This is a genomic window from Mesorhizobium sp. PUT5 (assembly GCF_052216645.1).
GTDB lineage: Bacteria > Pseudomonadota > Alphaproteobacteria > Rhizobiales > Rhizobiaceae > Mesorhizobium.
This window is the reverse complement of sequence record NZ_JBQOSO010000003.1, coordinates 1,369,355-1,389,020: the sequence shown is the minus strand read 5'-3', so window position 1 is coordinate 1,389,020 and position 19,666 is coordinate 1,369,355. Positions and strand designations below refer to the sequence as shown.

The following is a 19,666-nucleotide window of genomic DNA, read 5'->3' as shown; positions in this document are numbered from 1 at the left end:
TTCGACATGCCGCAGATCCTTTTCTTCATCATGGTGGGCGTGGTCGCCTATGTCGGCTACAAGTCCTTCGTCCGCGAAGCCGAACGGGTGACGGCGAAGGTGCGGCGCGCCGAGCGGCAGCAGGCCAACGGCACCCACGGCACGCTGGTCAAGGACCCCAAGACCGGCGAATACCGGCTGGCCAAGGACTGATCTTCATTTTTCACGCGGAGGGCTTTCGGTGAACCTCGCTGCCTCTCCGCTCGCCGAGGCTGCCCCGGCCAAGGTCAACCTCGCGCTGCATGTCACCGGCCGGCGCGACGACGGCTATCACATCATCGAAAGCCTGGCGGTCTTCACCCGGTTCGGCGACCGGCTCCAGGCGTTCGCGGCCGAGGAAGACGGCCTTGCTGTGTCGGGGCGCTACGCCGCCGGGGCGCCGGCCGACGCGCGCAACCTGATCGTCATGGCGCGCGACGCCCTTCGCAAGGCGGCCGGGAGCCGGAATGCCTTTCCCGTCGCCATCGCGCTGGAGAAGAACCTGCCGGTCGCTTCCGGCATCGGCGGCGGATCGAGCGATGCGGCGGCGGCCCTGCGCCTCCTGAGCAGGATCTGGGATCTGGACATCGACGCGGCGGAACTGGCCAGGATCGCCCTTTCGCTTGGCGCCGACGTGCCGATGTGCCTTGCGGCGCAGCCCCTGGTGGCGCGCGGCATCGGCGAAAATGTCGAGCTCCTGCCGGCCATTCCCTCGCTGGGGCTGGTGCTGGTCAATCCGGGCGTGCCGGTCTCGACCCCGCAGGTGTTTTCCGCCCTGCGCAAGCGCGACAACGAGCCCCTCCCCCCGCTGCCGGCGCGGATCGATTTCCACAGCCTGCGCAACTGGCTGGAAGCCACCCGCAACGACCTGGAGGCGCCGGCGCGGGAAATCCAGCCGGCGGTCGCGGACGCGCTGCGGGCGCTGAAGCGCGCGGATGCCGGCTTTGCCCGCATGTCGGGCTCCGGGGCAACCTGCTTCGGCCTTTACGAAACCGGCAATGTCGCCAAGCGCGCCGCGGCAGCCATTCGCGCCCGCCATCCGGACTGGTTCGTCGCGGCGACCCGCACCACCACGGCGGAGGCCGCGCCATGATCGGCACGCAGGCGCAGCGCCTTTTCATCCCCGTGCGCATCGCTGTGCTGACCGTTTCCGACACCCGCAGCCTGGCCGAGGACAGGTCCGGCCGGACGCTGGCCGACCGCATCGTGGAAGCCGGGCACGAACTCGCCGCCCGCGACATCGTCACCGACGACAGGGACAGGATCCGCGAGCGCGTGCTTTCCTGGTCGCGGGACGAAAACATCGACGTGGTCATCACCACCGGCGGCACCGGCTTCACCGGCCGCGACGTGACGCCGGAGGCGCTGGAGCCGATCTTCGAAAAGCGCATGGACGGCTTCTCGGAGGTGTTCCACCGCATCTCCTACGACAAGATCGGCACCTCCACGATCCAGTCGCGGGCCACCGGCGGCGTCGTCAACGCCACTTTCGTGTTCGTGCTGCCGGGCTCGCCCGGCGCCTGCAAGGACGCCTGGGACGGCATCCTCAAGCCGCAGCTCGACTACCGCCACATGCCGTGCAACTTCGTGGAGATCATGCCGCGGCTGGACGAGCACCTGAAGCGCGGCGGCGGCAAGACGGCCTGACCGGCGTCAGGGCCTTCTGAATCCGGTCGGGCCGCCATACAGGTAGCCGATGCGGCCGATGGCCTGCTTCAGCCCCTCCCGACAGACCTGCATGGTGTGGCCGCTGGCGTGGATCATCTCCGTGTCGCTGGTCATGATGGCGACGTGGCCCTTCCAGAACACGAGATCGCCCCGCTTCACGCCGGAAAAACCCGCCCCGGGCTCGAACGCCTCGCCGAGGCCGGCGGCCTGCATGTCGGAATCGCGCGGCACGTCGCGGCCGGCCACGCGCAGCGCAAGCTGCACCAGGCCCGAGCAGTCGATGCCGAAGCCGGAAGCGCCACCCCACAGATAGGGCGTGCCGAGCAGCGTCTCGGCGACGGCGACATAGTCGTCGGCAGGCTCGGCCAGCGGCCGCAGGTGGCCTGCGATCACCGCCTCGCCCGACGGCAGCAGCGCATAGTGCGTGCCTCGCGTCTCGGCGCTGCCGGCGACGGTCACGGTCGAACCCAGGGAGAGCGCGCCGGCGCGGGGAAAGCGCAGGTCCGCCCCCGGATAGACGAAGGTGCGCGGCACCGACACCATGTGCGTCGGCTCGCCCTCGCGGCCGGCGATCTCGCTTGCCTCGACATAGCCGACATAGGAATCGCGCACCGCCTGCACCCAGGCCCAGCCGTCCGCTTCCTCGAACACCAGCACGTCGTCGCCGCAGAGAAACTGCGTGTTGACGCCGGCGTCCGGCTTCGGCGCCTTGCGCACGTCCGCCACGGACACGCAGATGCGCGCCGGCCTGCCGGCGACGAAGCGCCCGGCCTTTGCCCGCCCCTCAAGTCGGGCATCGGCGAGATCGGCGCGGAAGGCGTTGAGGCGGGCGTCAAGCGCGGAAAAATGAGCGGTCAATTCGGCACTCTTTCAGATGGGAAGTTCGGCAGCCCTGGCGATGATAACATCGCCGAAGCGCTCGACATAGAGCGCGCCCTCGACAGTGCGCCTGATCAGCACGTTGCGCCTGTCCGCCGGGTCGCGATGGCGCGATACCAATTTCATCGCCCCCATCGTGTCCAGCGCGCGGGTGATCACCGGCTTGGTCACGCCGAGCCTGGCGGCCAGGCCACGCACCGTATGCGGCGGGTGGTCGAGATAGACGGTGAGCAGGATCGTCATCTGGCGCGTGGTCAGGTCGGGGGCGTTGCCCTGAACCTCGGCCAGCACCACCTGCTGCCAAAGCCGCAACGCCTGGCTGGGACGCAACGTGATCGACATGGCGCCAGCCTGGCGCAAAATCGTTTCGGTTCCGTTTCATTGACGCCGCGGCCGGCCGGATCTTAGCCGAAGCGTGCGGAAATCACCTTCTCCAGCGCCCGGATCGCCTGCGCCTCGCCACCGGCCAGGCCGTGCGGCCGGTCGGCCGGGTTCCAGGCGAAAATGTCGAAATGCACCCAGCTCGCCGTCTTTTCCACGAAGCGCTGGAGGAAAAGCGCGGCCGTGACCGAGCCGGCGAAGCCGTCGGGGGTGACGTTGTTGACGTCGGCGATCTTGGAGGCCAGCTTCTTGTCATAGGGCTTCCACAGCGGCATGCGCCACAGCGGGTCCTCGACCGCGCTTGCGGCCGCGGCAAGCTCGCCCGCAAGCGCCTCGTCACCGGTGTAGAAGGGAGGCAGATCGGGGCCGAGCGCGACGCGGGCGGCCCCGGTCAGCGTCGCCATGTCGATGAGCATCCGCGGCGCCTCCTCGTCGGCCAGCGCCAGCGCATCCGCCAGCACGAGGCGGCCTTCGGCGTCGGTGTTGCCGATCTCGACGGTGAGGCCCTTGCGGCTCGCCAGCACGTCGCCCGGGCGGAAGGCATTGGCCGAGATCGAGTTCTCCACCGCCGGGATCAGCACGCGCAGCCGGACCTTCAGGTGCGCGGCCATGATCATGGAGGCGAGCCCCAGCACATTGGCCGCGCCGCCCATGTCCTTCTTCATCAAGAGCATGCCGGCCGAAGGCTTGATGTCCAGACCGCCGGTGTCGAAGCACACGCCCTTGCCCACCAGCGTCACCTTCGGCGCATCCTGCGGGCCCCATGCCAGGTCGATGAGGCGCGGCGCCTGCGCCGAGGCGCGGCCCACGGCGTGGATCATCGGAAAATTCCCGGCCAGCAGGTCGTCGCCCTTCACCACGGAGACGGCCGCGCCGTGCCGGGCCGCCAGCGCTCGCACCGCCTCTTCCAGCGCCTGCGGACCAAGATCGTTGGCGGGCGTGTTGACGAGGTCGCGCGCCAGCACGACGCCTTCCGCGATGCGGCGCACGCGGGCGGCGTCCGCGCCCTGCGGCAGCGCCAGGCGCAGCGCCCTGCCCGGCTTCCTGCCGTAGCGGGTGAAGACGTAGCCGCCCAGCACCAGCGCCAGGGCGGCAAGCTCCGGGTCGACCGGCGGCGCGGCGAAATGCCAGTCGCCCTGCGGCAGGGCGCGGGCGAGCGCGCCGAGCGCGAGCGTGCCGTCACCCTTGCCGGTGCCGAACAGCGCGCCGGCAAGGGCGCCGTCCGCGCCGGGCACCACCAGCGTGCGGCCGGCCTCGCCGGAAAAACCGTTGGCGCGTGCCCAGGCGGTTTCCTGCGGCGAAAGCCCGGCCGCCTCCAGCCCGTCGCCAGCAACCAGCCGTATCGGCAGGCTCTCTTCGGAAACCTTCTCGATCAGTTCGACGGGCATGCGATCTCCTTGGCTGCCGCTGGAGCAACCTGCGTGGGCGTTCCGTCCTGCTTAGGGCATGTTGCAGCCGAGTGGAATCACTTGGCGTCGCATGCATATGGTAAAATCAATTGGATAGACCATGATGTCGTCCGAAAACCGCTTCACACTTTTCGGCATCATGGTCTAGCCGATTTTTTGGCCGGCGGCATCATTGCGGAACAGCGATGCGACTTGCGCCGGACCCATATTTTTCCGGTTCTCCAGCCCGGCGATCGCATAGCCGTCTCGCCCGTTGGCCTTTGCCCGGTAGAGCGCCTCGTCGGCTTCGATCGTCAGGTCGCCGCCGATCAGGGCCATGTCGGCGGACCATTCGGCTATGCCGACGCTGATGGTGAAGCGGTCGAGGCCGTCTTCCCAGCCTCTTGCGCCGCGCAGGGCGGCGATGAGCTGCACGGCGACAAGCTCGGCCTCCCTCGCCGTGGTCTTCGGCATGAGGATGGCGAATTCGTCGCCGCCCAGGCGAAACACCATGTCGCCCTCGCGGACGCTACCGCCGGCGGTCGTGGCGAACCTGCGCAGGATGCGGTCGCCGAAAGCGTGCCCCTTCGTGTCGTTCAGGCGCTTGAAATGATCGATGTCGATCAGCATCAGCGAAAACGGCTGGAGATTGCGGCGGGCGTGCAGATCCTGCTTCTCCAGCATGGCGAGGAAATGCCGCCGGTTGGAAATCCCGGTCAGGTCGTCCTTGATGGCGAGCTCGGCCAGTTCCTCCCGCAGGCGGTCGATGGACATCACCGCGAAGCCGAAGTTCCACACCACCCCGCTGAAGATGACGCACAGAAGCGCGTAGGACTCCACCGTCGAATAGAAGTCCTGGTCGACCCTGCCCAGCATCAGACCGATGTTGAGGAAGCTTTCCACCGCGTGGCCGGCCATGCCGACCACCATCGCAAACGCGGCGATCACCGCACCGAGATCGCCGCGGTGGAAGCGCAGCAAATAGACGGCGGCCAGAGCCAGCGGGACCGACTGGCCGCCGGCATAGACGAGGTTCCTGCCCTGCAGGCTGTCGAAGAGCGCCACGAGCAACAGCAGGCTGCCCATGGTGACGGCCACGCTTGCCTTCCATCCGCCGCGCAAGCCGTAGAAGTCGCGGACGCCGATCCAGAACAGGCAGAAGCCGAAGATGACGAAGCCGTTGCCGAGCACGGCGGGCACATAGCTTCCCTCGTTGCCCTGGAGCGCGAGCACGCAGCCGCCAACGGTCGTCAGCAGGCAGCCGGCCAGCCAGATGCGCGCGGCGCTGAAATTGCGATAGCGATAGGAGATGGCGCCCCAGATGATCGCCACCGTGACGGAATTGAGCAGGATGACGATGTAGAGCGTCAGAAAGTCGAGTTTCATTGCCGATACCTACGGGAAGCCCGCCTCGTAGGACATCGCGCCTTGCCCGATCGTTAAGACGCAGGCCCAGCCGGTCGCTCCAGGGACGTGGAATGCGCGCCGGTCGGGGTTTGCGAAACCGTCAATCCCTGCCGCGTTCGCGCCAAATTAACCGGCTGTTAGGGTTAACGGAATATTGCTCGGCCAACGGAACGGCCGCCCGACGGCCGGACACAGGAGGGAGACGGGGGCCGATGCCGACACTTCGCACGAGAAAGGCTTCCGCAGCTCGGCTCGCCGCGACGGCATTGGCGCTGGCGCTGGCGGCGGGGCTCGCAGGCTGCGGCTCGGCCGGCAAGTTCGGCAGCAAGCTCACCACGGGCTCGATCGCGCGCACCGGCAGCAGGCCGGTCGAGACGATGTCATCGGCCGAGCTGCGCAACGAATCGATGGCGCTGGGCCGCGCCTATGCCCGCAACCCGACCGACAAGGACCTCGCCATCCGTTTCGCCACCGTGCTGCAGATGGACGGCGATGCCGACCAGTCGCTGGCGGTGATGCGCAAGCTGGCCATCGCCTATCCCAAGGACCGCGCCGTGCTGGCCGCCTACGGCAAGGCGCTGGCCGCCAACGGCCAGCTCGAACCGGCGCTGGACGCGGTGCGCCGCGCGCAGACGCCCGAATATCCCGACTGGCGGCTGGCCTCGGCGGAAGGCGCCATCCTCGACCAGCTCGGCCAGAAGGACGAGGCGCGGCAGCTCTACCGCAAGGCGCTGGACCTGAAGCCGAACGAGCCTTCGGTGCTGTCGAACCTGGGCATGTCCTACGTGCTCGACGGCGACCTGCGCACCGCCGAGACCTATCTGCGCTCGGCCGCCGAGCAGCCCGGGGGCGATAGCCGGGTGCGGCAGAACCTGGCGCTGGTGGTGGGCCTGCAGGGCCGTTTCGACGAGGCCGAGCGGATCGCCTCGCAGGAGCTTTCGCCCGACCAGGCCCAGGCCAACGTCGCCTATCTGCGTCGCATGCTTTCCCAGCAGAACGCCTGGAGCCAGCTCAAGGCGCAGGGCGGCAACAAGCCCTCCGCCACCAACTGATCCCCGTGCGCGGCAGGACCACGCCCTGACTGGGCTGGCTCCGGTTGCAATCGGTGCCGTGGCCAATCGATCCGGATGGCGCGGCCTGCCTCGGTGAAAAGATCTACGGCAGGTCGGAAAAGACGCAGGCCCTTTCCGTTACGGACCCGCGACTGTAATGCTGCTGGCGAAAACGGCCGGCAACCGGCGGACAGCTAGCGGGATCGCATGGAAATGCCAGGATCAGCCTTCGGGGACCGGGCCGGAGCGCCGGACAGGCCGGCGCACGCACTATGCCCGGCGCCGATCCCGATCCTGACCTATCACCAGATCGACGTTCCGCCGGCGCGCGGCACGCCGTTCCGCAGCCTGACGGTGCATCCGAAGGTCTTCGGCCGGCATATGCGCTGGCTTGCCCGGCTCGGCTATCGCGGCCTGTCGATGCGCGAGCTGATGCCGTATCTCGCCGGCGCGCGCAGCGGCAAGGTGTTCGGGCTGACCTTCGACGACGGTTTTGCCAACGTCCATCGCCACGCCCTGCCCGTGCTGCAGGAGCTTGGCTTCACCGCCACCAACTATGTCGTGGCCGGCCAGATCGGCGGCTGGAATGCCTGGGACGTCGAAAAGGGCGTTCCCAGATCGCCGCTGATGGCAAAGCGCGAGATCGCCGAATGGGCCGCGGCTGGAAACGAGGTCGGCGCGCACACGGTCGACCACGCCGATCTTGCCGGGCTGGACGAAGAGGCGGCTCAGGCGCAGATCGCCGGTTCGCGAAAGATGCTGGAAGACCTGCTCGGCGCGCCGGTGGACGCCTTCTGCTATCCTTACGGCAGCTATCGGCAACAGCACGCGGCAATCGCCCGCGCCGCCGGCTTCGCCAGCGCCACCACCACGGTGCGCGGTCGCGTGCGATATGGCGCCGACATGTGGCAATTGCCGCGTGTGCCGGTGGTTCGCGCCACCGGCTTCCTGCAACTCGCGCAGAAAATGTTCACCGCCTATGAGGAGCGGAGAGCGCAGCGTGGCTGAGCAGGGGAAGGCCGAGCCGGGCCGGCGCCCGCGCATCGCCATCGTCGTGCGGCGCTTCGGCGCGCAGTTCGGCGGGCTGGAAGCCTATGCCGAGCACCTCGCCGGCGCGCTTCGGAAGGCCTGCGACTTCCATGTCTTCTGCCAGGAATGGGGCAGCGACCTGCCGATCGCGCACACGCTGGTGCCGCGCATCCGGCATTTGCCGTCCTGGCTGAACCTCCTGCAGTTCACCCTGGCCTGCCGCAAACGGATGCGCGGCTTCGACCTCGTCCATTCGCACGAGAATAGCTGGCTCGGCGACGTGCAGACCGTGCACCTCATGCCGGCGCGCTACTCCTTGTTCCACCAGCGGCGGCGCAGCCGGCTCGCCATATGGACCAGCCCGCGGCTCGCGGCCTATCTGGCCATGGAGGCGATGCGCTATCGCCCCCTGCCCCGGCGCGCGGTCGTGCCGGTGTCGCCGCTGACGCTGGCGCAGGTCGAGGCCGCCTATCCGCGCCATCCGCCCATGACGGTGATCCCGCCCGGCGTGCGCATGCCGGAACGGCGGACGGGCCGCGCCGAGGCGCGCGCCGCGCTTGGCCTGCCGCAGGACCGGCGCTACGCGCTGCTTGTCGCGCACGACCCCGCGCGCAAGGGGCTGGATGCCGTGCTGGACGCCATGGCGCGTCTCGACGGCGCGGTCGACCTCATCGTGGTCGGCGGCGATGCCGGCACGCAACGCGACGTCAGCAGGGCGGCGGTCCGGGCCGCGCAGTCGGACCGCGTGCATGTCTGGCCGCGCCAGCGGGACCTGGCGCCGTTTTATGCCGCCGCCGACTTCTGCGTCTTCGCCACCTCGGGCGACACGTTCGGCATGGTGCCGCTGGAGGCCATGGCCCATGGCCTGCCGGTGGTGATGAGTTCCGGGCGCTATTGCGGCTTCGCCCACTATGTCACGCCCGGCGTGGACGCGCTGGTGCTCGACGACCCCGCCGACGCGGGCGCGCTGGCCGGGGCCATGGGCGGGCTTCTCGCCGAGCCGGAGCTGCGGGAAAGACTGGCCGGCAACGGCCGCAAACTCGCCATGGCGATGGGCTGGGACAGCGTGGCCGCGCGCTATCTCGAACTCTACCGGCGGCTGCTCGCCGGCTGACCCGTCTTCGGGATCATTCTTCGCTGCTGGAGGAGTGGTGCTGGTCGCCGAAGATGCCGCGCTGGCTGACCTGGATGCCGGCCGGCCCCAGGATGATGGCGAACAGCACCGGCAGGAAGAACAGGATCATCGGCACGGTGAGCTTGGGCGGCAGGGCGGCCGCCTTCTTTTCCGCCTCGTTCATGCGCATGTCGCGGCTTTCGCTGGCCAGCACGCGCAGCGCATGCGCCACCGGCGTGCCGTAGCGTTCGGCCTGGATCAGCGCCTGGGTCACCGACTTGACGGTATCCAGGCCGGTGCGGCCTGCCAGGTTCTCATAGGCCTGCCGGCGCTCCTGCAGGTAGGAAAGCTCGGCATTGGTCAGCACGAACTCCTCCGCCAGTTCGACCGACTGCGGACCCATCTCGTCGGCCACGCGGCGCAGCGCCGCTTCCACCGACATGCCCGATTCCACGCAGATCAGCATCAGGTCGAGCGCGTCGGGCCAGGCGCGCTGGATGGACTGCTTGCGCTTGGTGGCGCGGTTGGAGACGTAGAGCACCGGCGCGTAGAAGCCGGCATAGGCCATGACGATGCACACGAACAGCTTCACGAACAGGGGCTGGTCGGGCAGCGCACCCATGACGAAGATATAGGCGGCCGCCAGCGCGAAGCCGACAAAGGGCAGTACGAGGCGGAAGAACAGGAACTTGGTGAGCGGATTCTGGCCACGGAAGCCGGCCACGCGCAGCTTCTGCATGGTGCCTTCGTCGGCGAGCGCGCGTTTCAGGTCCAGCCGCTCGACGATGTTGCGCATGCCGGCGGACTGCTCCTCGCGCAGCCCCTTGCGCCGGTTGGCTTCCGCCGCGAGGCGCGCGCGCTGGCGGGCGCGCAGTTCGTCGCGCTCCAGCGCCACCGATTTCATGCGCGCCTTGAGCGGATTGCCGCCGAAGGCCGGCAGCAGCGTGAACGCCGTGGCGAAGACGGCGATGCCGACGAGCAGCGCGATCAGGAAGCTGGGATCGGTGAGTGTCTTGACGACTTGCCCGCTCATGCGCCTACACCTCGAAATTCATCATCTTGCGCATCACGAAGATGCCGATCGACATCCACACGCCCGATATGCCGAGGATGAGGTTGCCGACATTGGTGGTGAACAGCGGCATGATGTAGTTGGGGCTGCTGATATAGACGAGGAAGGCGACGATGAAGGGCAGCGCGCCGATGATGGCCGCCGAGGCCTTGGCTTCCATCGAAAGCGCCTGCACCTTGGCCTTCATCTTCTTGCGGTCGCGCAGCACGCGCGAAAGATTGCCCAGCGCTTCCGACAGGTTGCCGCCGGCCTGGCTCTGGATCTGGATGACGATGCCGAAGAAGCCGGCCTCGGGGCAAGGCATGGTCTCGGGCATGCGCAGCACCGCGTCCGGGATCGACATGCCGATCTGCTGCGAATCCACCACGCGGCGGAACTCGGTCCGCACCGGCTCCGGCGATTCGCTGGCGATGAGGCGGATGCCGTCGTTGAGCGGCAGGCCGGACTTCACCGCGCGCACGATGATGTCGAGCGAATTGGGGAACTCTTCCAGGAACGCCTTGACCCGGCGGGCCCGCCGGAACGAGACGAGCCAGCGCGGCAGGCCGAGCCCGCCGACAAGCAGCGCGCCGGGCACCGCGAAAAGCGGCGCGCCGGCCATATAGGCCAGCATGGCCAGGACGAGGCCGCAGACGGCTGAATAGAGATAGAAGCGCTCGATCGGAACGCTCATGCCCGCCTGGCGGATCTGCACCTTCAGCGGCGGCTTCTTGACGGTGCGGTCGTTGTTCTTCTGCTTCTCGTCCAGTTCCTTCAGCGAATCCTGCAACGACTTGCGCCGCCGGGCGACATCGGCCGTCTTGTCGCGGATGGCCTTGGCGACGGCGCGGTCGGTTTCGGCGGCCTTGATCGTCTCCAGCCGCTTGCCGACCTGCTTTTCGCTGCTGATGCGGTTGAACAGGAAGGCATAGGCCACCGCGCCGGCGCTGAGACCTGCCAGCAGGATGAAGACCAGTACGGTCGAATCCAATCCGAACATGGCTGCCGTTCCCTATTCCTGGCACATCATTCGGCGCGCTTCTCCATGGCTTCCAGCGCGTTGGCCAGCCGCTGCTCCTCGCCGAAATAGCGGGCGCGGTCCCAGAAATGCGGGCGGCCGATGCCGGTGGAGACGTGCTGGCCGAGTATCCTGCCGTTCGTGTCCTCGCCCTTCATGTGGTAGAGGACGAGGTCCTGCGTGATGATGACGTCGCCCTCCATGCCGATGACCTCGGTGATGTGGGTGATGCGGCGCGAGCCGTCGCGCAGGCGCGAGGCCTGGACGATGACGTCCACCGAGCCGACGATGATCTCGCGCACCGTCTTCTGAGGCAGCGAAAAGCCGCCCATGGCGATCATCGATTCCATGCGGTTGAGGCATTCGCGCGGGCTGTTGGAGTGGATGGTGCCCATGGAACCGTCGTGGCCGGTGTTCATGGCCTGCAACAGGTCGAACACCTCGGGGCCGCGCACCTCGCCGACGATGATGCGCTCGGGGCGCATGCGCAGGCAGTTCTTGACGAGGTCGCGCATGGTGACCTCGCCCTCGCCTTCCAGGTTCGGCGGCCGCGTCTCCAGCCGCACCACATGCGGCTGCTGGAGCTGGAGTTCGGCCGAGTCCTCGCAGGTGATGACGCGCTCGTCGCGGTCGACATAGTTGGTCAGGCAGTTGAGCAGCGTCGTCTTGCCGGAACCCGTGCCGCCGGAGATGATGACGTTGCAGCGCACGCGACCGATGATCTTCAGCACCTCCGCCGCTTCCGGCGAGATGGAGCCGAACCTGACGAGCTGGTCGAGGGTGAGCTTGTCCTTCTTGAACTTGCGGATGGTGAGCGCGGTGCCGTCGATGGCCAGCGGCGGGGCGATGACGTTGACGCGGGAGCCGTCGGGCAGGCGCGCGTCGCAGATGGGCGAGGATTCGTCGACGCGGCGGCCGACCTGGCTGACGATGCGCTGGCAGATGTTGAGGAGCTGCTGGTTGTCGCGGAAGCGGATGCCGGTCTGCTCGACCTTGCCGTTCACCTCGATATAGACGTTGCGCGAGCCGTTGACCATGATGTCGGCGATGTCGTCGCGGGCCAGCAGCGGCTCCAGCGGCCCGTAGCCGAGCACGTCGTTGCAGATGTCTTCGAGCAGGTCCTCCTGCTCGGCGATCGACATCGCGAAATTCTTGATCGCGATGATGTCGTTGACGATGTCGCGGATTTCCTCGCGCGCGCTGTCGGGGTCCAGCTTGGCGAGCTGCGACAGGTCGATCGTGTCGATCAGCGCCGAAAAGACCTGGCTCTTGGTATCGTAGTAGCTTTCGCTGCGCTCGCGCTGCGTGCGCCGCGGCTCCGGCGCCGCGGGTGCGATCGGCGGCGGCTCCACGGCGCGCCTTGCGGGCGCCGCCGCAGCAGCGGACGGCGCTGCGGGCGCGGCCGGGCGCGGGGGCGGCACCGTCTCGACCTGAGCCGGGGCCGGCGCGGCCGGGCGGAACTCCGGCGGGGGCCGGCTGCCGTTGTCGTTGCCTCTTTTGCCAAACATGGTCTGCTCTACCGATCCTGCCGCGGCCTCACTTCTTCCCGCGCCGCAACGCTTCGAGAATATTGCCGAGCCCCGCCTTCTTCTTCGTCTTCAGTTCGGCCCTGCCGGTTAGCACATGCGCGATCTCGTTCAAGGTGGCCACGATCGGGCTCTTGGCGTCCATCTCGCCCAGCATGCGCCCGTTGTTGGCCGCGTTGCCGAACAGTTGCGGGTCGAACGGGACGACCGCCATCGGCGTAATGCCGAGGGGATCGGCGAAATCCTGGACCGAGATTTCCGGCCGCTTCGGGATGCCGGTCTGGTTGAGGATCAGCTTCGGCGGCGCATCGTTGGGCCGCAGCTTCTTGAGCATGTCCACCAGGTTCTTGGTGTTGCGCAGGTTGGCCAGCTCCGGCGTGGCCGTGATGACGATCTCGTCGGCCTTGCTCAGCGTGTTCTTCGACCAGCCGCTCCAGACATGGGGCACGTCCAGCACCAGGGTGGGCGCGCTGCGCTGGGCCGTGTCGATGATGTGCGAGAAGGCCTCGGCGTCGAAGTCGTAGACCCGGTCCAGCGTCGAAGGGGCGGCCAGCAGCGACAGGTGCTCCGCGCACTGGGCAAGCAGCCGGTCGAGATAGACCTCGTCGATGCGCTCGGGCGAAAAGACGGCCTCGGCGATGCCCTGCGCGGGGTCCTGGTCGAAATTGATGTTGGCGGTGCCGAAGGCAAGGTCGAGGTCTGCCACCATCACCTCGGACTTGAACAGCGACGACATCGCCCAGGCGAGGTTGTGGGCCATGGTCGAGGAGCCGACGCCGCCCTTGGCGCCGATGAAGGCGATCGAGCGGCCGATGGGCTCGGCCTCTGGGTCGACGAAGATGGAGGAGACGACGCTGACCACGTCGATGATGGAGATCGGCGCGATGACATATTCGGAGATGCCGGAGCGGATGAGTTCCCGGTAAAGGCCGATGTCGTTGTAGTGGCCGACCACCACGACCTTGGAGGACGGGTCGCAATGCTCGGAAAGCCGGCCGAGCTGCTCGAGAAGATCCTGCGGCTCGGCGCGCGACTCCAGGATGATGAGGTTCGGCGTCGGCGCCGACTGGTAGAACTCGATCGCCGTGGCGATGCCGCCCATGTGCACCTTCAGATGCGCCTTGGCCATCCTGCGGTCCTCGCCGGCGCGCTCGATCGGATGGGCGACGCCCTCCGTCTCGCAAAACGCCTGGATGGAGATGCGCGGGATCGGCCGCAGGGCCTGCATCGCGGCGACGTCCTGCTGCAGGGCGTCGGCGATGTCGACGGAAGGTTCGTAGGCCAGGTTGCTCATCGTCATGCTCTCTGCGTGTCGGGTGCCCGCGCCGGCCGCGGCATCAGTAGTTCACTTCCGAATTGCCGAGGAACTCGTCCGAGATGCCACGGTTGCGATAGACGTCAATGACCCTGCTGCGGTTTTCCGCATCGATCTCGGACGGCTTGCGCGGGCCGACGAGGTCGGCGGGATTGGCGATCTGGGCGGCGAGGTTGTTCTGGTAGGAGCAGCCGAAATTGGCGTAGTGCTTGTTGTCGGCCGTGTTCAGGAGGTCGTCCGGCCAGCGCCCGCATTTGTCGGTATGGGCACGCATGGACGAGAACGACACGCGCACGGGCGCGGCCGTCTCCGTCGGCATGGCCTGGTAGGCGACGGTGACGATGCGCTTGGAACTGACGCCGCTGGCGGCGGCGAGCCTGGCGAAATCGCGCGCGGCCGTCTGGGCCGCGACTTCATTGACCGAGCCGGAGGGCACCGCAATCGTCAGCAACGGGGCCGCGCTCCTGTCGTAGCGGTCGAGGAAGCCCGCCAGCGTGGCGCGCTGGTCGCGGGTCATGCCGCGGTCGCCGGCGCCGACCGGCAGGTCGATCTTCTCCTCCTTCTGGGAGATGACGATCGGATGATTGGTGCGGTAGTCGTCGGGTATGGAGCCGACAGTGACGCTGTCGCGGTTGGCGCAGCCGGCCAGCAGCGCGGTCGCGGCGGCGGCAAGCAGCGTGAGAGCCGTCTTCGCCTGGAATGCTGTGTCGCACATGTCCGGTTCCCCGCTTACTTGTAGATGAAGCCGACAACGCCGTGGTAGCGGCCGTCGGGCCTGTCGGTGCGCATGGTGCCGTAGACCCGGTTGACGCGGCCAAGGAACATGCCGGCGCCGTCGCTGGCGGCGTTGAAATTGTCGTCCGGCTTGGCCAGTTCGTTGCGGGCCACCGGCCGCGCCAGATAGGGTGTGATGATGACGACCAGCTCGGTCTCGTTGCGCACGAAGTCGCGGCTGCGGAACAGCGTGCCCAGCACCGGGATCTTGGTGAGGCCGGGAAGGCCGCTGACCGCCTGGCGGATGTCGTCGCGGACAAGGCCCGCGATCATCATGGACCCGCCGGAGGGCAGCTCGACCGTGGTGTCGGCCAGGCGCTTGCGGATCGACAGCAAAGTGGTGCCGGGCAGCGCGCCGCCGGCCTCCAGCGTCGTGGCGCCTTCCGTCGTCGGCTCGGAGACCGAGGTCCTGACCTTGAGGCTGATGCGGCCGGCCGATAGCACCACCGGCTGGAACTCCAGCCCGATGCCGTATTCGATCTTCTGGTTGGAATAGGTGGTCTCGCCATCGCGGTTGTCGTCCGACTTGGCGCTGGAGCGGCCGGTGATGAGATTGAACTCGCCGCCGACCCTGAAAGTCGCCTTCTCGCCGGAGATGGCGGTGAGCGTCGGCTCGGCCAGCGTCTTCATCACGCCGGACTGCTCCATGGCGTTGAGATAGGCACTGAGGCCGGAGGTGGCGATGTTGAGGCTGGAATTCTGCGACAACGGCTTGCCGAGGCCATAGTTCGGGCTGCTCAGCGCGCTCCAGGTGATGCCGTCGGCGCCGCCATTGCCGAGCATGTTGACGCCGAGCTGCTTCATCACCGAGCGGCTGACCTCGGCGACGGTGACCTTCAGCGTCACCTGGTCCTCGCCGATGATCTGCAGCAGGTTGACGATGCGGCTCTTCTGGCGGCTCTGGTCGGGGTTGTTGATGTTGACGCCGCCGAGGGCCGATCCGCCCGCCGCCGTCTGCGAATACTGGCCGGTCGTCGCCTCGCCGCCGGTCACGAAGATGTCGGCGAGATCGGCGGCGCGCTTGGCGTCCAGAGGCGTGTCCACCGTGCCGGTGAGCACGACGTTGTCGTTCAGCAGCTCCACCTTGATGTCGGAGGACGGGATGAAGCGCTTGATGTAGGCTTCCAGACCGGCGACGTCGCGCTCGATCTGCAGGTCGAGGCTGACGATCTGCTCGCCATTGGCACCGAAGACGAAGATGTTGGTCTCGCCGACCGACTTGCCGAACAGATAAATGCGCCGCGAGGTGCGCGTCACCGCGTCGGCGACCGCCGGGTTGGCCACCAGGATGTCGTAGGCGTCGGCCGGAAGGTCGATGACCACCGACTTGTTGAGCCCGAGCTTGACGCGCTGGGATGCGGTCGAGGTTCCGACCCGCGCCTGCGCGGCATGGACCTGGCCGATCGCGCCCATGTCGGCGCCGATGCCGGTGCCGGCGACCAGCAGGCCCGTGGTGGCGGCCAGGACGAGACGAAATTTGCCGTGCAATCTCATTTCCTTGCCCCCACTTCGGAGATTTCGCCGGATTTGATCAGGCGCACGGTGCCGCGCCGCCCGTTGCCGGAAACCAGATAGTCGGCCTCGTCGTCCACCTTTTCCTGGGCATCGACGATCGGGCGCAGCGCCAGCGTCAGGCGGTCGGCCATCTGCTGGGCCACGGTGATGATCTCGGCCTGCTGGGGCGTCAGTTCCAGCGTCGCCGTCTGGCCGACCCGGGTCTTCTTGCCCTCCTCGTCCTCCTGGATGGTCTGGTCGATGGCGAGCACGCGGATGTTCTTCAGGATCGTCTCGGTGGTGAAGCCGGTGCCGGCGCCACCGGTGTCGGCGCGGCGCGTCATGATGACGTCGACGAAGTCGTTGGGCAGGATGAAGCCGCCGGCCGACGTGTCGGCGGCGATGGACGTGGCCACCGCGCGCATCCCCGTGGGCAGGATGGAGGACATGAAGCTCTGCCCTTCGCCGATCAGCTTGGTGCGCCGCAGCGGCTCGCCCGAAAACATCGCCACGCGGGCGACCGAATCCTTGAGCTTTTCAACGGCCTCGGGTTCGTCGGCGCGCGTGATGAAATTGGCGTTGATGCCGTTGGCGGGCCAGGATTCCCATTTGATGTTGCTGCCCAGCGTGCTGCCCATGGGCACGTCGCCCGACAGGACCAGCACGTCCTGCAGTTCGATCTGCGGCGTCTTCGGCCCCGGATCCACGACAACCGGCGGCGGAGCCACGACCATGTTCTTGGCGACATAGCCCGCGCCGCCGGCAGCCGCGAAAGCCACGCCCAGAATGATCAATCGAGATGCCGGCATAGCCAAACCCCGCCCTGGTAAACCACCTAGCCGAGGCTGACTTTGCAGGCGCAATCGTCAAATTAGGGTTAATGCAATGCTTACGATCGTGATTAATTCAAAGTTTATGAAAATGCCGGTGCCGGTTCCGGGCCGCCGGCCGCCCAAACAAAAAGGGCGGCTCGACGCCGCCCCGTTCCTTTTTTCCCGAGCCGCAGTTCAGGAAGAGAGCCGCGCCAGCGCCCATTGCATGAGCGGCGAATCCGGATAGGTCAGCAGCCCGCCGATGCCGAGCGCGATGCCGTAGGGAATGCCGCCCGTGGTATTGGCGAAATGGCGCAGGAACATGTTGCGGCTCGTATAGACGGAGAGCGCCGAGCCGCGGAAGGCCAGGATGGCCAGCGTCAGCATGCCGCCGAAGAAGGCCGAAGCCACGAGATATTGCGCGAGGCTGATGGTCATGCCCATCCAGACGGCGGTGGCGGCCATGAGCTTGGCGTCGCCCCCGCCCATGCCGCCGATGGCGAACAGCCCGAAGGTGACCACGAGCACCGCCGCGCCGGCTGCAAGGTGCAGGCCGAACGTCGCCCAGTCCATACCCGTCAGCGGCGCCACCACGAAGAAGGCGCCCAGCAGCAGCAGCGGCACGCGATTGGCGATCTTCATCGACACCATGTCGGAGATCGCGGCGAAAAGCATGCAGAAAGGAAAGACGACGAAGATCAAAGCTTCAAGCATGATGTCCACGCAAATGCCGGCCCATGGCCAAACAAGCTAGCCGAAACCGGTTAAGGAACGATGAGGCGGCGGCCGATGGCGCCTGCTCCGGCCTGTCGGGATATGGCGGTGCCCGCTTAACCCTTGGTTCACCATTCCCGTTCATATTCGGCCGGACGCTCCCGCTTTCCCGGAGAAGCAAATGGCCGTGCCGAAACCGCTCCTGATCGCCGCCGCCCTGTGCGGTATCGCGGCCTTCGCCCCGCCCGCCGAGGCCGGCGCCGGCATCGAAGTGACCATGAACCAGGCCAGGATCCTGAAACTGGCCCGCGACGCCGACACCATCGTCGTCGGCAACCCGCTGATCGCCGACGCCTCCGTGCAGGACGCCTCCACGCTAGTGCTGACCGGCAAGGGTTTCGGCGTGACCAATCTGGTGGTGCTCGACCGCGACGGCAGCCCCATCCTCGACGAGCAGGTCACTGTGGTCAGGCAGGCCACGTTGACCGTGCGCATCTATCGCCGCTCGCAGGTGCAGACCATGTCGTGCACGCCCTACTGCGAAAGCTCGTTCAAGAGCGAGGCGGAAAGAACCTCGGAAGCGGAGATGAATGCGGGCCAATAAGCCCGCCGCGCCGCGGTCAATGAACGGTTAAGACCGCTTCCGCGATTCTAGCGACCATCCAAACGGGACCTCAACGGCTTTGGATTAATGTCCGGCGTGATACCGTAGGGATCGGTGACGCATATGGAAGACCCATCCATTTCCCCGGACAGGGGCGGCAAGCGGACGCGCAAGCGCTTTTTCAAACTGTTCCTGCGCGACCGCAGCGGCGCCGCCGCGATCGAGTTCGCGGCGCTCGCCATACCGTTCCTGCTGCTGGCCTTCGCCATCCTGGAAAGTTGCATCTCCTTCGCGGGCCAGGAAGTCATGGCCAACGCCACCGACGACGTGGCCCGGCTGATGCGCACCGGCCAGATCAAGAAGTCCGACAATATCGACGAGACCAAGCTTAAGGGGCTGATCTGCGAGCGCATGTCGGTCATCGTCGCCAAGGGCTGTCCGGGCCTGATGGTGGACCTTCGCCATTTCGACACGTTCGACCAGGCTGCGAAGGCGAGATTTTCCATCGTCGGGGGCAATGTGGTGCTGACCAATGACGGGGCGCCCGACCAGTTCAGGGTCGATCCCGGCCTCTCGACCACCAAGAACATGCTGCGGGTCTTCTACAAATGGCCGGTGATGATCGACTTCATGGCGAGGTCGATGGCCAACCTGAACGACGGAAACACGCTGCACTTCGCCTCCATCACCTGGCAGAACGAGCCATTCGACGACTGAACTGCCGGCGGGGAGGACGCGGCGGAGGCAACGGGGAACGGAAAGGCTGGACATGTTTCGTGCGGGGGCACTTCTCAAACGGGCATTCAAAGGGCCCAGGAACATCCTGCCGGCGCTGGCGGGGTTCCGGGCGGACCGCAGGGGCGTGGCGGCCATAGAGTTCGCCTTCATCGCGCCCGTGCTGCTGATCATGTATTTCATGACCATGGAAATCTCGCAGGGAATCGAGACCAGCAAGAAGATCAGCCGTGTCGGCTCCATGGTGGCCGATCTCGTCGCCCAGCAGGGAAAAACCGTGACCAAGGGCGACGTCGACAACATCATGAAGATCGCCCAGAGCACGCTGATGCCCTACAACCGCTCTTCGCCGACCATCATCGTCACCGGCATCCAGATGTCGGGCGACACGCCGCCCAAGCCGGTGATCACATGGTCCCGCAAGGTGGTGGGCGACGTCTATAGCGGCGACGCCAAGCCGAACACGGTCACCACCGTGCCGGCGGGGCTGGTGACGCCCAACACCTTCCTGGTCCGCGTGGAAAGCAAGCTCGACTACAAGCCGGTCGTCACCTGGGCGGCGGGCGACAAGAAGCTGCTCGGCCTGACGTCGGCCTTCGACAACCTGCCGATGAGCGAAGCCTATTATCTGCGCCCGCGCATCACCCAGGCCATGGAGTGCCCGGACTGCAACTGACGGCGTCGGCA

At 67.1% G+C, this 19,666-nt stretch carries 21 protein-coding genes; 9 read left to right on the top strand and 12 right to left on the bottom strand.

What is annotated here, in order from left to right; translation table 11 throughout:
* Positions 1-6: 6 nt before the first annotated feature.
* The 3 genes from ACTDI4_RS08215 to moaB are packed head-to-tail and all read left to right on the top strand — an operon-like array spanning position 7 to position 1,665.
* Positions 7-192 (top strand): hypothetical protein, encoded by a 186-nt coding sequence (locus ACTDI4_RS08215; protein WP_442840684.1) that lies wholly within the window; start codon positions 7-9, stop codon positions 190-192.
* A 28-nt stretch (positions 193-220) separates the two neighbouring features.
* A complete protein-coding gene (locus ACTDI4_RS08210) occupies positions 221-1,111 on the top strand; it encodes a 4-(cytidine 5'-diphospho)-2-C-methyl-D-erythritol kinase (RefSeq protein WP_442840683.1) in 891 nt (296 codons plus the stop codon).
* Positions 1,108-1,665 (top strand): molybdenum cofactor biosynthesis protein B, encoded by a 558-nt coding sequence (moaB, locus tag ACTDI4_RS08205; RefSeq protein ID WP_442840682.1) that lies wholly within the window; start codon positions 1,108-1,110, stop codon positions 1,663-1,665. The genes ACTDI4_RS08210 and moaB overlap by 4 nt, the downstream gene beginning before the upstream one ends.
* A gap of 6 nt (positions 1,666-1,671) precedes the next feature.
* Here moaB and ACTDI4_RS08200 read toward each other — a convergent pair whose 3' ends face one another.
* From ACTDI4_RS08200 to ACTDI4_RS08185, 4 genes are all read right to left on the bottom strand, one after another.
* Complete coding sequence (locus tag ACTDI4_RS08200) at positions 1,672-2,544, bottom strand: C40 family peptidase (RefSeq protein ID WP_442840681.1); 873 nt, start codon at positions 2,542-2,544, stop codon at positions 1,672-1,674.
* A 12-nt stretch (positions 2,545-2,556) separates the two neighbouring features.
* Positions 2,557-2,907 (bottom strand): MarR family winged helix-turn-helix transcriptional regulator, encoded by a 351-nt coding sequence (locus ACTDI4_RS08195; RefSeq protein WP_442840680.1) that lies wholly within the window; start codon positions 2,905-2,907, stop codon positions 2,557-2,559.
* 62 nt (positions 2,908-2,969) lie between these two features.
* A complete protein-coding gene (locus tag ACTDI4_RS08190) occupies positions 2,970-4,334 on the bottom strand; it encodes a leucyl aminopeptidase family protein (RefSeq protein ID WP_442840679.1) in 1,365 nt (454 codons plus the stop codon).
* A 165-nt stretch (positions 4,335-4,499) separates the two neighbouring features.
* A complete protein-coding gene (locus ACTDI4_RS08185) occupies positions 4,500-5,720 on the bottom strand; it encodes a GGDEF domain-containing protein (protein WP_442840678.1) in 1,221 nt (406 codons plus the stop codon).
* A gap of 233 nt (positions 5,721-5,953) precedes the next feature.
* Here ACTDI4_RS08185 and ACTDI4_RS08180 point away from each other — a divergent pair, with 233 nt between their 5' ends.
* The 3 genes from ACTDI4_RS08180 (at position 5,954) to ACTDI4_RS08170 (ending at position 8,936) form a co-directional block, all read left to right on the top strand.
* Positions 5,954-6,793: a tetratricopeptide repeat protein gene (locus tag ACTDI4_RS08180; protein ID WP_442840677.1), complete on the top strand. Its 840-nt coding sequence runs from the start codon at positions 5,954-5,956 to the stop codon at positions 6,791-6,793.
* Positions 6,794-7,006: 213 nt separating this feature from the next.
* Complete coding sequence (locus tag ACTDI4_RS08175; protein WP_442840676.1) at positions 7,007-7,801, top strand: polysaccharide deacetylase family protein; 795 nt, start codon at positions 7,007-7,009, stop codon at positions 7,799-7,801.
* Positions 7,794-8,936: a glycosyltransferase family 4 protein gene (locus ACTDI4_RS08170; RefSeq protein WP_442840675.1), complete on the top strand. Its 1,143-nt coding sequence runs from the start codon at positions 7,794-7,796 to the stop codon at positions 8,934-8,936. The genes ACTDI4_RS08175 and ACTDI4_RS08170 overlap by 8 nt, the downstream gene beginning before the upstream one ends.
* Positions 8,937-8,949: 13 nt before the next feature.
* Here the strand turns inward: ACTDI4_RS08170 and ACTDI4_RS08165 are convergent, their stop codons facing one another.
* The 8 genes from ACTDI4_RS08165 to ACTDI4_RS08130 all read right to left on the bottom strand — a co-directional run bounded on the left by ACTDI4_RS08165 (position 8,950) and on the right by ACTDI4_RS08130 (position 17,640).
* Positions 8,950-9,969 carry a type II secretion system F family protein gene (locus ACTDI4_RS08165; RefSeq protein ID WP_442840674.1) on the bottom strand — a complete coding sequence of 340 codons (1,020 nt, stop codon included), beginning with the start codon at positions 9,967-9,969 and terminating at the stop codon, positions 8,950-8,952.
* A gap of 4 nt (positions 9,970-9,973) precedes the next feature.
* Entirely contained in the window at positions 9,974-10,987 is a 1,014-nt protein-coding gene (locus ACTDI4_RS08160) for a type II secretion system F family protein (protein ID WP_442840673.1), read from the bottom strand.
* 26 nt (positions 10,988-11,013) lie between these two features.
* Complete coding sequence (locus ACTDI4_RS08155) at positions 11,014-12,513, bottom strand: CpaF family protein (RefSeq protein WP_442840672.1); 1,500 nt, start codon at positions 12,511-12,513, stop codon at positions 11,014-11,016.
* A 28-nt stretch (positions 12,514-12,541) separates the two neighbouring features.
* Complete coding sequence (locus ACTDI4_RS08150) at positions 12,542-13,825, bottom strand: AAA family ATPase (RefSeq protein WP_442843299.1); 1,284 nt, start codon at positions 13,823-13,825, stop codon at positions 12,542-12,544.
* 43 nt (positions 13,826-13,868) lie between these two features.
* A complete protein-coding gene (locus ACTDI4_RS08145; protein ID WP_442840671.1) occupies positions 13,869-14,561 on the bottom strand; it encodes a CpaD family pilus assembly protein in 693 nt (230 codons plus the stop codon).
* A 14-nt stretch (positions 14,562-14,575) separates the two neighbouring features.
* Entirely contained in the window at positions 14,576-16,114 is a 1,539-nt protein-coding gene (locus ACTDI4_RS08140; protein ID WP_442840670.1) for a type II and III secretion system protein family protein, read from the bottom strand.
* Complete coding sequence (gene cpaB, locus ACTDI4_RS08135) at positions 16,111-16,923, bottom strand: Flp pilus assembly protein CpaB (protein ID WP_442840669.1); 813 nt, start codon at positions 16,921-16,923, stop codon at positions 16,111-16,113. The genes ACTDI4_RS08140 and cpaB overlap by 4 nt, the downstream gene beginning before the upstream one ends.
* 198 nt (positions 16,924-17,121) lie before the next feature.
* Entirely contained in the window at positions 17,122-17,640 is a 519-nt protein-coding gene (locus tag ACTDI4_RS08130; RefSeq protein WP_442840668.1) for an A24 family peptidase, read from the bottom strand.
* Positions 17,641-17,821: 181 nt separating this feature from the next.
* On the opposite strand from ACTDI4_RS08130, the gene ACTDI4_RS08125 reads away from it, so the two are divergent.
* The 3 genes from ACTDI4_RS08125 (at position 17,822) to ACTDI4_RS08115 (ending at position 19,655) form a co-directional block, all read left to right on the top strand.
* Positions 17,822-18,244: a pilus assembly protein N-terminal domain-containing protein gene (locus tag ACTDI4_RS08125; protein WP_442840667.1), complete on the top strand. Its 423-nt coding sequence runs from the start codon at positions 17,822-17,824 to the stop codon at positions 18,242-18,244.
* Between the two features lie 123 nt (positions 18,245-18,367).
* Positions 18,368-18,961, top strand: coding sequence for a TadE/TadG family type IV pilus assembly protein (locus ACTDI4_RS08120; protein WP_442840666.1), 594 nt, complete (start codon positions 18,368-18,370; stop codon positions 18,959-18,961).
* Between the two features lie 52 nt (positions 18,962-19,013).
* Positions 19,014-19,655 (top strand): TadE/TadG family type IV pilus assembly protein, encoded by a 642-nt coding sequence (locus tag ACTDI4_RS08115; RefSeq protein WP_442840665.1) that lies wholly within the window; start codon positions 19,014-19,016, stop codon positions 19,653-19,655.
* The last annotated feature ends 11 nt before the right edge of the window (positions 19,656-19,666 follow it).